The sequence below is a fragment of the Paraflavitalea pollutisoli genome (genome assembly GCF_029360705.1).
In the GTDB taxonomy this organism is placed as follows: domain Bacteria; phylum Bacteroidota; class Bacteroidia; order Chitinophagales; family Chitinophagaceae; genus Paraflavitalea; species Paraflavitalea pollutisoli.
Genome location: NZ_JARKMX010000002.1, coordinates 499,835 through 513,241 on the forward strand (window position 1 = coordinate 499,835; position 13,407 = coordinate 513,241).

Genomic DNA, 13,407 nt, shown 5'->3' on the forward strand with positions numbered 1-13,407 from the left:
GATCTGCTATTTCAGCAGGGCCTGATAAATGGCTTCGTGTACTTTGGGGCGAACGTTGAGGCGCCCGAACTTATTCGGATCGGGACTATTGACGCGGTTCGACAAGAAAATATACGTCAGGTTGTACTTGGGATCGATCCAGAAGCAAGTACCTGTAAAACCGGTGTGGCCGTAGGTGAGCGGTGATGCCGACAAGGTTGGATAAGGCTCTTTCCGGGTGGCGTTGTCTTTTTCTGGCTTGTCGAATCCAAGACCGCGACGGCTGATATTGCTGTGGTAGCCGGTGAAATAATCGACGGTGGCTTTGCTGAAAAAATTCTGCCCGTTCAACACGCCTCCATTCAACAACACTTGCGAGAGAATGGCGAGATCATAGGCATCGCTGAACAAACCGGCGTGACCCGCTACGCCACCAAACATAGCGGCACCTGGATCATGCACATCGCCCCAGATCAGTTGCTGGCGGAAGCCTGCTTCTTTTTCGGTGGGCGCGATATTGTTCAGCTGAAAGCGCTCGCGTGGGCGGAACCCAGTGGAAGCCATACCCAACTTATCATAGAAGGTTTGCTTTACGTATACTTCGAGCGGCATGCCGGTAATGGATTCTACGACTTTGCCGAGGAAGATAAAATCATTATCGCTGTAGATGTATTTATTACCGGGCTCCAGTGCGCTGGTGAGGATACGGCTATAGATCGTATCTACCCAATCGTTGCGCATGAACATATGATCGGCTACGCGTACGGTATGGGTTGAATCGGCCTTCAGCGCATAAAACTTCCAGTTGGGGCTACTGTTGTCGCTTACATTGACCGTCTCTCTATAAAAAGGAATGAAAGATTTTAGTCCGGCCTGGTGCAGGATTACGTCCCATAGTTTAAGGTTCTCTTTGTTGGAACCTTTCACCCAAGGCAGGTAATCGCCGAGTGTTTTTTGCAGGTCGAGCTTTCCTTCGTCGTACAGTTTCATCACAGACACGGTAGTAGCCATGATCTTCGTGACGGAGGCCAGATCATAAATAGTTTCGGGATACACCGGCTCGGTGCTGTCGTAGGTCAGGTAACCGTAGGAACGTTCAAATACTACTTTACCATCTTTTGCGACCAAAACCACGGCGCCGGGAATAGCCTGCTGGCGGATGGCGTCGGTAACGATCGAGTCGATCTCATTGCTCATTTGCGCCTGACGGAATCCGAGTGAACCGGCCAGGGCGGTAGGCAATGCTTGCTTCGCAACGATACCATCACCATATTTGAAAGCATCACATACAGTTACCGGCAGTTTTCCTTTGGCGGTAAGGCGACCGGCGACGAGGTCGGCGGCGACGGTTTGTGTGATGTCGTCATCTTCGTAGCAAGCTACCACTACCTTGGCATCGCACAGGTTTTTGACTGCATAGGGATTGCCAAAGGCCAGGTTGATGGTCTTGTGTTGCTGCTGCAATCCTTTGATGAGGTCGATGGCGGCGGTGCTGATGCCGAAATTATTGGCGGGATAGCGGGCGTAGTTGTGCATGCCGACGATTACGACGTCGTAGCGATCTTTGAACAACTGCAGCATGGGGGCTACTTTATCGGCGTCGAGGCGATAGTCGAAGTAGTATACCTGGGCGTCGTAGTCTTTCCGGATCTGTTCTGCAAATACATTGTCTTTGGTAAGACCAAATCCAACGTAGGCAACGCGCTTGCCTTTGGACAGTGGGAATACTCCGTAATCATCATTGCGCAGCAGGGTCAGGGCCTTTTCGGCGATGAGGCGGCGCATTTCATTGGTTTTGCTATTGAGGTCTTCTGTCAGGTTTTTGGTTTCGATCGGCTTGAGGCTTGCCAGTCCGTACTGATATTTGGCATGCAGTACTTTCTTGACGTGGGCATCGATCGCCGACCAGGAGAGCTTGCGTTTGCGGATGGCCTTCAGGATCTTGTCGATGCTGCCGGGAATATCGCCAGGCAGGCAGAGCATGTCGTTGCCGGCGATGATCGCCTGGAGGGAGGCTTCGCCATCGGGGTAATATTTCGCTACGCCTTTCATTTCAAGGGCATCGGTAAAGGTGAGACCGTTGTAACCAAGCTCTTTGCGGAGCAGGTCGGTCACACTTTTCTTTGAAATGGAAGTGGGCTTGTTGGCGGTATTGTCGATGGCGGGGATGGAGAGGTGTGCGATCATGACGCTGCCTACTCCTGCCTTGAATATTTCACGGAAGGGATAGAGTTCAAGTGAATCCAGTTCTGCCTTTGACTTGTTGATGATGGGGAGGTCGTAGTGAGAATCGACCGACACGTCGCCGTGGCCAGGGAAGTGCTTGGCGCAGGCCATGGTGCCTACGTCCTGCATACCCTTCATGTATTGAATGCCGTATTCGGCTACGCGGTATTTGTCTTCTCCGAAGGAGCGATCGTTGATGACCGGGTTGTTGGGATTGTTGTTGATGTCTACCACCGGTGCATAGTTGACCTGGATGCCGATGCGCTTGCACTGTTCGCCCACGAGGCGGCCATATTGGTAAATGAGGGCGGGATCCTGGACGGCGCCCATCATCATCTGGCGGGGCAGGCCGATCACGGAGTCCATGCGCATGCCGAGGCCGTTTTCACCATCGATGCAGACGAGCAGGGGTGTTTGCGCGATGCTCTGGTAGTAATTGATGAGGGTTGCCTGTTTAATCGGGCCTCCCTGGAAGAGGCAGATAGACCCGATATTGTATTTACGTACCGCTTCTTCGATTTCCTTTTCGTAGAAGGTGACGGTGCGGTTGGGTCCGATCGATGACAGGCGGAGTACCATCAACTGGGCGACCTTCTGTTCTTTGGTGAGGGTTTTGAAGACGCTGTCGACCCAATGATTTTCGGGCAGGAAGGAAGAACGCTGTGCCTGTGCAGCGGTGATACCTAGTAAGATGAGCGCAAACAATAGGATTCTCTTCATGATAATGTACTTATGAAACGATTTTAGCCGCTGAAATTAAGAAGAAACACCCACAAAAGGCTAGTGCCAGGGCTATTATGGAGGCAATTTTAACCTTCTGTGCGCCCTTGTTCGGGAAGCGCTTTTTGGGGTGATGGAGTAGCTTGTACAACGTGCAGATACCCGCAGGGAGCGGGTGTGCGTGGGGTGATAGCGTAATGCCGCAGGGTGTTGATGGGAGTTCGGTGCGAGGTTTTGGGGGGCTGTACGTTTGGGGGGTGCTAATTAGATTGGAGCAAAGTCATTGGAAAGTATTTACCTGAAATTGGGTCAGCAACTCCAGGCAAGGGGGACGCAGGCGGCCAGCGGCGTGGAAGAGGTGCGCCGGTTGCCGGCCAGCATTACGCCTCCCAAAACAGGCTTAATTCCCAATTTGAGAATACCTGTCCTGTCCTGGGAACGGATTTGGCGGAAACAGGCCTATTTCCCGTTTAAAACAGTTTGGCACGCGGGTTGAAATTACCTAACCGGTTTTTCATAGGATATTGGACTAAGACGGGGTTGAATTTCTATTCAGACCCTTTTTTCTTTTTATAGGGCTCCCAGCCCAGGTTTGGTCACTAGCGACGAGTACGTTAAATTTGACCTATGTCGATTGCCAGCAAATACCGCCCTCACTATACTTACTCAGATTATATTCTTTGGAAAGGAAATTGGGAGTTGATCGAGGGCATGCCGTATGCCATGAGCCCTGGCCCCAGTATTCTTCACCAATATGTGAGCGGAAGGCTACTTTGGGTTTTTCATAAAGCTATCACCAAGGGTGGTCAACATTATCAAATTTCCTTACCAATAAATTGGAAGATCGATGACAAGTCGGTCGTTCAGCCCGACCTGTTGGTACTTTACAAACCTGTCGATTCGGGAGAATACCTGGAAAGTACGCCGGCACTGGTGGTCGAGGTGCTTTCTCCTGCTACTGCCTTTAAAGACCGGCATGAAAAATTCGAGTTGTACGAGCAGTCGGGGGTTAGATATTACCTCATCGTTGACCCTTCCATTAATAAGATTGAAGTGTATCAACTTATCGATGGCCAGTACCAGCCTGCCGCCGTTACCCCATCTCAATTTTCGTTCACCCTTGAAGAGGGATGTGAGCTAGCGGTAGATTTTGCCAAGACCTGGGATTAGGTCTCTTTCTCCCACCAATTATTCCCGTATTTTCGCTGCCAAATAAGGAGACTGTAGATTGCCAGACATTATTCATTTATTACCCGATAATATTGCTAATCAGATAGCTGCAGGTGAGGTGATCCAACGCCCCGCCAGCGCTGTCAAAGAATTGTTAGAGAATGCCGTGGACGCAGGCGCCACCGAGATACGCCTGCTCATTGCCGATGCCGGCAAACAGCTGATCCAGGTGATCGACAACGGCAAGGGCATGAGCGAGACCGATGCCCGCATGTGCTTCGAACGTCACGCGACTTCCAAGATCCACGAGATCGACGACCTGTTCCGCATCCGCACCATGGGTTTCCGCGGTGAGGCCCTGGCCTCCATTGCCGCCGTGGCCCAGGTAGAACTCAAGACCAAACGTACCGAAGACACGACCGGCACCTATATAGAAGTAGAGAACAGTATGGTGAAGAAGCAGGAACCCATTGCCGCCAACACCGGCACCAGCTTCGCCATGAAGAACCTCTTCTTCAACATCCCCGCCCGCCGCAACTTTCTCAAAAGTAATGCTGCCGAAACGAGGCATATCGTGGATGAGTTCATCCGCGTAGCCCTGTCTTTCCCGGATATCTTTTTCTCGCTCAGTTCCAATGGGCAGGAAATGTTTCACCTGGAGCGTGGCACCCTCAAACAGCGCATTGTACAAGTGCTGGGTAATACTTACAACGCCAAGCTGGTAAACGTTCAGGAACAAACCGACTACCTGAATATCTACGGCTTTGTCGGCAAGCCCGAAACGGCCAAGAAGACAAGAGGTGACCAGTACTTCTTCGTCAACAACCGTTTCATCCGCAGTCCTTACCTCAACCATGCGGTGATGAGCGCCTACCAGGAGATGATCGCGCCCGACAGCTTCCCGCTCTATGTGCTTTTCATCGACCTCGACCCTTCGCAGGTGGACATCAACGTGCACCCCACCAAGCAGGAGATCAAGTTTGAAGACGAGAAGATCGTATATGCCTTTGTGCAGGCGGCAGTCAAGCACTCTCTGGCGCAATTCAGTGTGACGCCCACCCTGGAATTTGACCTCGACCCCAACATCCAGCAACTGGATGCCATCAATAAGCCTTTTACCAACGAGCAGAAGGAAGCCGCTTCTTCCTCCCCCTTGTTCAAGAACTTCAGTGAGCGGCACCAGTCGCACTTCATTCAGCCAACCAATAAAAGCGAGCTGAAGCACTGGAAGGATTTCTACGAAGGGGCCGACCGGCCTGCTGGTGGCGGCAATAGCCAAGATAGCCAGGATACGGCCATGGGCCAGGAAGGTGGTAAGAAATTCGAGTCGTTGCTGGATCAACTCAGGAAACCGGAAGGTTCCGGCTCCTCGCTGGGTGGCTTCAGCAGCCTGGGCAGCACACCGGCCGCTGGCGGTTTTGGAGCTTATGCATCGCCGGGTCAGGGAAGGCTGGAACTTGTCGTCAATGAACATGCCCCCCTTACACAACTTCACCAGGTTTATATTGTAGTACCCACCAATCGTGGGTTTATCCTCGTGCACCAGCAGCTGGCGCATGAGCGTGTGCTGTACGAGCGGTTTGTACAGGTGGGCGCCGATAAAGCCATGGCTACCCAGCGCAGCCTGTTTCCCGTCACCCTGCAACTCTCGGTGCAGGATGCCGTATTGATGAATGACCTGATGGGTGACCTCAATCAATTGGGTTACCTGATCGAGCCATTCGGCAATCAGTCTTTTGTGATTCAGGGAACGCCGGCCGACCTGGAACAGGGTAATGAAAAGATGATCATCGAAAACCTGCTGGAACAATACAAACATTTCAGCAGTGACCTCAAATTCTCCAAGCGCGAAAAGCTGAACCGTTCGCTGGCCTGGCAACAGGCTATCAAGCCCGGCACGTCGCTTTCCGAGAAGGAGATGCGCAGCCTCATCGATGACCTGTTCAAATGCCAGCAGCCAAATGTGACCGCAGGTGGCAACCCCACATACATCGAATTCAAGCGCGACTATCTCGAACAGCTATTTAAGCGATAACAGCTGTTTTCCGCCGGTAGCCTTTTTCTTCTCCTCCCACAGGTTGTACCGGAGGTAGAACTGTAATGCCCTGTTCTTTTCGAACGTGAAGGGCGTACCGGGCATCAACTGACTGCTGATGTAATTGGTGAGGGCCTGGTTGTAACGCAGTCCTACCGTAAACTTATTGAAGTAATAATTGGCATCCAGCAGCACCCTGAACTCGCTGGTGTTCATCTTGGCCGTCAGCGAGTCGTTGCGAAAGCGGCTGTAGGTTTGTGTTATTTGTTCGCCCGCGCCAGGCACCCATTTCCGGTCTTCGGTCATTGCTACCCCACTCAGCATGGACGAGAACTGTATGCCCGTACCCATGTAGAAACCGGGGAATGGGCTGTGGTGTACGCTTACCGGCACGTTGAAATAATACAACTTCCGCGCATAGACCGAACTGGTCACGGTATAGTTGGGATTGGACCGTGTGTAGTACGACAGCAGGGTTGTTGGGATGAACTGCGGCGATAGCAGCTGCGCCTCTGTCTGGAAGAAGGTCTTCTCGGTGACATGGTATTGCAGGTGCGGCGAGGGCAGGTAATCCGACACTGTATTGTGCCCTGCCCATACGTTGTAACCCATTGCCTTCTGATCGCCCAATGGGAATGCTAGCGGCAGGCTGAAGCCTATCGCAAAAGTTCCTGCCTGGGCGGAGTGCTGGATCTTTCTTTGGGACACTTTAGAGACTTTCTCGGGCAGTCCCGCTTTCTTTCTGGCGTAATCTTTCTCGATCGTGGTTCCGGGGGGCAACACAGGCCGGCTCTTGTTGGCATCATATTCAGGCGCCTGCACAAGGGTCGCGTTCAGGTCCGGCGGTTGTGGTTGCGTGGTAGCAACACCGCTCAACCGGTTACTGGTAGTAGTTGCGTTGGTGCCGGATTGATCCGGCTTGCTGGAGGCCTTCTTGTCGTTCTGTTCTTGCGTACGTTGATTGCGTGTAATTATTGCTTCATCGGCGTTGGGTTCGTGGCTGTTGTTGTTATCCTTCCTGTTGTGCTTTCCGATCATGATGGGTACCGATGCCGGGTTACTGGCTTTGTTGCTACCGGCTGCCAGCGCATTGCCTTTGCGGACGGGCGGGGCAGCTTCGCTTTGTACGGCCAGGTCTTCATCATGCAACAGGGCAGGCTCGCCCCGGGCTGGTGCGGGCTTGTTGTCGGGCGCTGAAGAGCTTTGTGCGCCGTCGGCCGGGATTGATGCGGTCGTTGGATGCGCTGGTCCCTCACTGCTCCGGTCGACGCCGTTGCGGTCTTTGGCGGATGCCTCGCCGCTTGCAGTTGCCTGCCGGGTACCATCATTCGTGGTGGTCTGCGCAACGCCGGTGCTATCTGGCTTGTCAAACAGCTGGCGACCTGACAACCAGGTACCCAGGAACAACACACCAGCAGCGATCATAAACAGCCACCAGCGCCTGCGGCCAGGCATGGCGCCTCCTTTTGGCGTTTCATTATCCAACAATTTTCTCATCTCTTCCCAGGAGGGGTCTACCTCTCCGGGAGGTGGCAAATTTTGCAGTTTCTCTGCCAAGTGCCTTTCGTATGGATGACGTTCGTTCATTACGGGCTACACTTGCAAGGTTTGTAATAAATGTTGCAGTTGTTTTCTGGCTTCACTCAGGTGCCATTTGCTGGTTCCTTCACTGATCCCCAACAGGGCGCCTATTTCCCGGTGGTTGTATCCTTCGACGACGTAGAGGTTGAAAACCCCTTGCGTTGCCGGCGATAATTTACGCACTAACTGTAAGAGCTCTTGTGCGCTCATGCGCTGCACGGCATCGGCATCGATGGCAGGTTCTTCTACTTTTTCCAACTCTATCTGGGTGTGGAATTTTTCACGCTGCCGGATGAAATCGATGGCCGTGTTGACAATGATCTTACGTATCCAGGTGTATAGGGAGGCTCTCGCCGGATCATAGGTATGTATGTTCTTGTATACCTTGAGAAAGCCATTGTGCAATACCTCGATGGCATCTTCCTGGTTACGGGTGTAGCGCAGGCAAATAGAGCCCATGGGGCCATAGAATTGTTTATACAACTGTTCCTGTGCCCTGCGGTCGTTTTTTATACAACCGCTGATCAGCTCCGTATCGGCAATACTATTTGCCAAATAAGCCTGTGTTTGTGTTATTGCAATTCATATCCGTCAAGCGTAGGTACCGTCTTTTCCCGAACGGGAATCCAACAGCAAATATTGCAGATATGATGATTGCAGCTACGTTTTATGCCTGCCTTAAACTGTTAATTAATACGTAAAATTAGATCGGGAGCGTTGGGTGGTTGCCCGGAATTAGAAAGAAATAAATGGGTTCGGCCGAATAATTCTTCCGGCTGGCAGCATAAAATGGCTGATCTGTAGAAAAAAGCGGGGCGATCGCCCGTGAAAAGCATTGAGATGTGGGCTTTAGGCGTGGCCGTCGTGGGTCGGCAGGGTAACGGGAAGCATTCTGTATAGCCCATCCCGATTACCCTTCCGTATGACTATCCTGAAACCGGGGTTGTTTGCAGGGCTTTGGTCAGCTCAGCTTCATTGGTCAGGTCGAGGCGCAGTGGCGTGATCGACACATAACCATTCTCTACTGCATAGCGGTCGGTACCTTCTTCCGCCGGCTCCAGGGGGAATACGGTAAACCAATAATGTTTGCGCCCCATGGGGTCGATGCCGGGAACGATCTTTCCATCGTACAACCGCACCGACTGGCGGGTCCATTGCAAACCAATGGGGTCGGGTGGAAAGTTGATATTGACGAGGTTGAGGTGTGGATTGTCGATCACTGCCTCGAGCGCCTTTTCTACAAACGGCGCCAGCTTGTCGAAATCAGGCTCCGTTTTACCGGCGGGCGTACTGAGTGCAATACCTTTCATCCCCAAGAGCACGGCCTGTTTGGCCGCCGCCAACGTACCGGAATGCCACATAGCATTACCGAGGTTGGGCCCCATGTTGATGCCCGAGAGCACCACATCGGTCTTGGCCCAGATATGCGTGCCCAGGGCCACACAATCGGCTGGGGTTCCATTGACGCGGTAAGCTTCCAACCCATCGAAGGCAATGGGTGATTTCTTATAGTATAAAGGGCGCGTAGCGGTGATCGCATGCCCCATGGATGACTGTTCCACATCAGGCGCCACCACCTGTACTTCGCCAAATTTCAGGGCAATCTTTGCCAGGGCAGCTATACCCGGACTATAAATGCCATCGTCGTTGGTAACAAGTATTCTCATTCCCCAACTGCCAATAAGATTGTGCCAGGCATTGTGGTATGCATTTATTAGTGAAGCGAGTAAAACCAACTACATACAACATGAAATACATTAAACTCCTGCACAATCCTACGGCTGGCGAAGAGGATCACACCCGGAAAGAGCTGACGCCCCTTATTGAAGAGGCGGGTTGGGAATGTAGATATTCATCTACAAAAGAAAAAGGATGGGATAAGATTGAACCCGATACGGAGTTCGTGGTGGTAGCGGGTGGTGATGGCACCATCCGGAAAGCAGCGTTAACTTTACTGGAGCGTAAATTTTCCGACAAGCGATTGCCCATTGCTGTATTACCACTGGGCACCGCCAATAACATTGCTAAATCCCTGGGGGTAACAGGCAGTAATGAAGAGATCATCAATTCCTGGAAGTCGGGTACTACTAAAAAGTACGATATCGGGCGGATCGAAGGGCTGCCGCAACCATACTTTGCTGTAGAGGGTTTTGGCTATGGCGTTTTTCCGCGGTTGATGAAAGCTATGAAGAAGGTCGATAAGGATAAAAAGGATACGCCTGAAAAAGCATTACAAACTGCTTTGGAAGAATTGCACGCGATCATTCTGGCGGCTGAAGCCCGTCACTATCATATCACCATGGACGAAGCTGATCATTCGGGTAAGTTCTTGCTGGTCGAGGTGATGAACAGCCGGTCGATCGGACCTAACCTGGTGCTTTCGCCCAACGCGGACCCGGGGGATGGTCATTTTGAAGTGGTGCTGATACCCGAAGATCAACGGGCGGCTCTCGCCGAATGGATCAAGAAAAAGATGCAAGGAGAAGAAACGCTGTTCGATGTACAACCCATCAATGGCAATAAGGTCGCTATTCATACCGACGATACCGTATTACATGCCGATGATGAACTGATCATCCTCGAAGAGCCAGCTAAGGCCACCATCGAGCTGCATGCAGGGGTACTGGAATTCCTGGTACCAGGTAACGGCGCATAACACCTGCACCGCAAGGCAGGGTTATGCCTGGCTGGGCTTGTAGCGGATCATCCGGCTACCTAGCATCAACACCATCATTGCTATAAATGCACAGACCGCCATAACGATCACCATCGGCATGGCGGTTCCGTTTTGTAACAGGCTTAGCAGGATACTCACGCCCGCGCCGATGCCCATCTGCAGGGCACCCATCAGGGCCGATGCACTGCCGGCTCCTTTGCTGAAGGGAGACATGGCCCTGGCCGACGCATTGGGCAATATATAACCGAGGCAGCTGAGGTACAGGAACTGCAGCAGCAGCATGAGTGGCAGGGTGATCCAATGATTGATAGCTACAACGATCAACAACAGGCCAACGATCGTCATGGCAATCAGTGCTGTTGAAATGATCTGTTCGCTTTTATAGCGCTTCAGCAGGAAGCGGTTGATCTGGCTGGCCAATATCAGGCCACCGGCCAGTAAGGCAAATACCAACCCATACTGGCGATCTGTAAGACTAAAATATTCCATGTATATGGAAGGTGAGCCCGACAGGAAAGCAAACAGACCGGCAAAAGCAATGGCCCCTGTAAACGTATAGGTATAGAATATGGGTTCTTTGAATACGGCCAGATAACTGCGGGTGATGGACGTCGGCTTCAGCGAATAAGTATGATCGGGTTGAGCGCTCTCCGGCAATCCGAAATACACGAATAACCAAATGATGATGGCGATGGCTGCGAGGATGATGAAGACGGCAGGCCATCCGAGAAACGCGGTAACATAACTACCGACGGTGGGTGCCACGATCGGCGATACGCCCAGGATCAACATCAGCATGGAAAACACTTTGGCATTTTCCTCTACCGGAAACAGGTCACGCACCATGGCGTTGGCAGCTACGGTAGCGGCACAGGCGCCCAAAGCCTGTACAAAACGTACCGCGACAAACATATCGAGCGTGGTTGAAAAGGCGCAGACGAGGGAAGACGCGATGAACAGGGTCAATGCGATCAACAAGGGACGTTTGCGGCCATAGCGATCCATCAATGGACCATGCAACAGCTGCCCCACCGAGACCCCTACAAAAAAGCTGGATAAGGATAACGCCACATCAGATACGGTGCTATCGAAGTCTTTGGCGATGGCCGTAAAGCCTGGCAGGTACATATCGATTGCAAATGGCGAAATGGTGGTCAGTGCTCCCAGTATGGCTACCAGGAAATAATATCTTTTTTTGGTCATGGCTATTATCTATTAAAAATGATCCCCTGCTGCGCTGCCGCAGTATATTATCTGTACAAGCAAATGATGTAAGGTGAACGTCGAACGCCGGTTTGAAGTAAATGCGGGGGCAAGTTAGTGCATTGGCCCGGTACGGCAAGTGACAGCAACCAGGAAGGCTAATAACACGCATGATGTATCCGTTGTTCGAAATAGCTTACATTTATTATCCACTCTAGCTTATCTGTTATGCAAACGATTGTATCTGACGCCATTGCAAGTTGGATTCCTTATAAACTGTTCAAGCAGGATGAACTGCTGTATTGCCGCTGGCTGTATACTGGTGACCGGCGGTTTACGGAACCGTTTTTTGATGAAACGGAAACAGTCTGTCTTAGCTATCCGGAAAACGCGGGCAGGCACCGGGCCGTTGGGTCGCTCGATATACTGCCGGAATGGTCTGCGGCGATGGATGCCACGGAGCCCAGCGCTTTTATCTTTCATGTGTCGCGCTGTGGATCTACCCTGATAGCCCAGCTGCTGGGCATGCCCGAACAACATATTGTATTGGCAGAAGTACCTTTCTTCGATGATTTGCTAAGGGCCCATTACCGCGGTCAAGCGACGGATGAAGGCCTGGCCAACACGTTATTGCCCGCGGCCATGCGGCTGTATGGGCAACGCAGGCGTGGTGATGAATCGCACCTGTTTATCAAAACCGACAGCTGGCATCTCTGCTTCTACCAGCAGTTGCGCCAATTGTATCCATCGGTACCCTTTGTATTGTTGTACCGCAGTCCCGATGAGGTGATCCGTTCGCAACGCCGACGCAGGGGTATGCAGTCGGTACCCAGCATTATCGAACCAGCTGTATTTGGATTCGATGCGGCTATCGGCGGTGGTCTATCGCTCGACGATTATATGGTGAGCGTATTGCACTGTTATTTTACCATCATGCTCGAAGTGGTGCAGACAGATCAGCCCGTATTGCTCGTCAATTACAATGAACCCATTATGGATATTATGGAGCGCGTGGCGCAGGCCAGTCAGCTGACGCTCAGTGCCAGCTACCGCGAGCAGATCGTTGAACGCAGTCGTTACCATGCGAAGTACCCCGACCAGGTATTTCAGGAGCCCGTAGAAGATGATCCACTACCCCAGGGCCTTGAACCGGTTATGGAGATGTATCGCCAGTTGGATCAGTTGCGTATAGCTAATAAGGAGCAGGCTGCTTTCGAACCTTCGCAGACCAGATAGATGGCTTTGTTTATAACCTACTATAAGATGCCCGCTTAGTCGCGCCCGTTGATGAGGTTGTCGAGGATGAAGGCGAAGAGGCGTACAGAGGAGGTTTCGAGGTCTTCGGTATGTGTGTAGATCACCAGGTCGGCCTTGATGGGTATATCGTACGAGTCGTTGACGCCGCTGAGGTTGGAGATCTTATCCGGATGGCCGGCAGGCAACAGGGCTTTTTTGTAGAGTCCCTTGGTATCGCGCTCTACCAGTATATCCAGTGCGCAATGTATCCACACGGTGCGTGCGTCGTAATCCCGGCGCAATTCTTCCCGCATATCTTCATAAGGATTGATGGCTGCTATGATGACGATCGAGTTTTGCTGTACTTTTTCATGGGCGATGGCGCCGAGCCGGCGAATGTTTTCGCGTCTGTCGGCGGGGGTAAAACCCAGGTCTTTGCAGATGGTTTGGCGATAGGCGTCCCCGTCGACGATCTCTGCCGCAATATCTCTTTGCAACAGCATTTGTTGTACGCGAAAGGCAATCGATGTTTTTCCGGCCCCGGACAATCCTGTTAGTTGTATCAGTAACATGAAGGGAA

At 52.0% G+C, this 13,407-nt stretch carries 10 protein-coding genes; 4 read left to right on the plus strand and 6 right to left on the minus strand.

Annotation, left to right across the window (positions count from 1 at the left end):
* Positions 1 to 6 precede the first annotated feature (6 nt).
* The gene (locus P2W70_RS06835) at positions 7 to 2,925 is read right to left on the minus strand and encodes a serine hydrolase domain-containing protein (protein WP_276480690.1); all 2,919 of its coding nucleotides are present in this window, start codon (positions 2,923 to 2,925) and stop codon (positions 7 to 9) included.
* Positions 2,926 to 3,552: 627 nt separating this feature from the next.
* Between P2W70_RS06835 and P2W70_RS06840 the strand changes: the two genes are divergently transcribed.
* Positions 3,553 to 4,095 carry a Uma2 family endonuclease gene (locus P2W70_RS06840; RefSeq protein ID WP_276480691.1) on the plus strand — a complete coding sequence of 181 codons (543 nt, stop codon included), beginning with the start codon at positions 3,553 to 3,555 and terminating at the stop codon, positions 4,093 to 4,095.
* Positions 4,096 to 4,153: 58 nt separating this feature from the next.
* On the plus strand, positions 4,154 to 6,130 hold the full coding sequence (gene mutL / locus P2W70_RS06845) for a DNA mismatch repair endonuclease MutL (protein ID WP_276480692.1): 1,977 nt from the start codon (positions 4,154 to 4,156) through the stop codon (positions 6,128 to 6,130).
* Here the strand turns inward: mutL and P2W70_RS06850 are convergent.
* The 3 genes from P2W70_RS06850 to surE all read right to left on the minus strand — a co-directional run bounded on the left by P2W70_RS06850 (position 6,116) and on the right by surE (position 9,378).
* Positions 6,116 to 7,666 carry a hypothetical protein gene (locus tag P2W70_RS06850; RefSeq protein ID WP_276480693.1) on the minus strand — a complete coding sequence of 517 codons (1,551 nt, stop codon included), beginning with the start codon at positions 7,664 to 7,666 and terminating at the stop codon, positions 6,116 to 6,118. The genes mutL and P2W70_RS06850 overlap by 15 nt on opposite strands.
* Before the next feature lie 57 nt (positions 7,667 to 7,723).
* Positions 7,724 to 8,266 carry an RNA polymerase sigma factor gene (locus tag P2W70_RS06855; protein WP_276480694.1) on the minus strand — a complete coding sequence of 181 codons (543 nt, stop codon included), beginning with the start codon at positions 8,264 to 8,266 and terminating at the stop codon, positions 7,724 to 7,726.
* 371 nt (positions 8,267 to 8,637) lie between these two features.
* A complete protein-coding gene (gene surE / locus P2W70_RS06860; RefSeq protein WP_276480695.1) occupies positions 8,638 to 9,378 on the minus strand; it encodes a 5'/3'-nucleotidase SurE in 741 nt (246 codons plus the stop codon).
* Positions 9,379 to 9,458: 80 nt separating this feature from the next.
* On the opposite strand from surE, the gene P2W70_RS06865 reads away from it, so the two are divergent.
* Positions 9,459 to 10,367: a diacylglycerol/lipid kinase family protein gene (locus P2W70_RS06865; protein ID WP_276480696.1), complete on the plus strand. Its 909-nt coding sequence runs from the start codon at positions 9,459 to 9,461 to the stop codon at positions 10,365 to 10,367.
* Between the two features lie 21 nt (positions 10,368 to 10,388).
* Here the strand turns inward: P2W70_RS06865 and P2W70_RS06870 are convergent, their stop codons facing one another.
* Positions 10,389 to 11,591 (minus strand): multidrug effflux MFS transporter, encoded by a 1,203-nt coding sequence (locus tag P2W70_RS06870; RefSeq protein WP_276480697.1) that lies wholly within the window; start codon positions 11,589 to 11,591, stop codon positions 10,389 to 10,391.
* Between the two features lie 228 nt (positions 11,592 to 11,819).
* Between P2W70_RS06870 and P2W70_RS06875 the strand changes: the two genes are divergently transcribed.
* Positions 11,820 to 12,827 (plus strand): hypothetical protein, encoded by a 1,008-nt coding sequence (locus tag P2W70_RS06875; RefSeq protein ID WP_276480698.1) that lies wholly within the window; start codon positions 11,820 to 11,822, stop codon positions 12,825 to 12,827.
* Between the two features lie 35 nt (positions 12,828 to 12,862).
* Here P2W70_RS06875 and cysC read toward each other — a convergent pair whose 3' ends face one another.
* Positions 12,863 to 13,399 (minus strand): adenylyl-sulfate kinase, encoded by a 537-nt coding sequence (gene cysC / locus P2W70_RS06880; protein ID WP_276480699.1) that lies wholly within the window; start codon positions 13,397 to 13,399, stop codon positions 12,863 to 12,865.
* Positions 13,400 to 13,407: the final 8 nt, after the last annotated feature.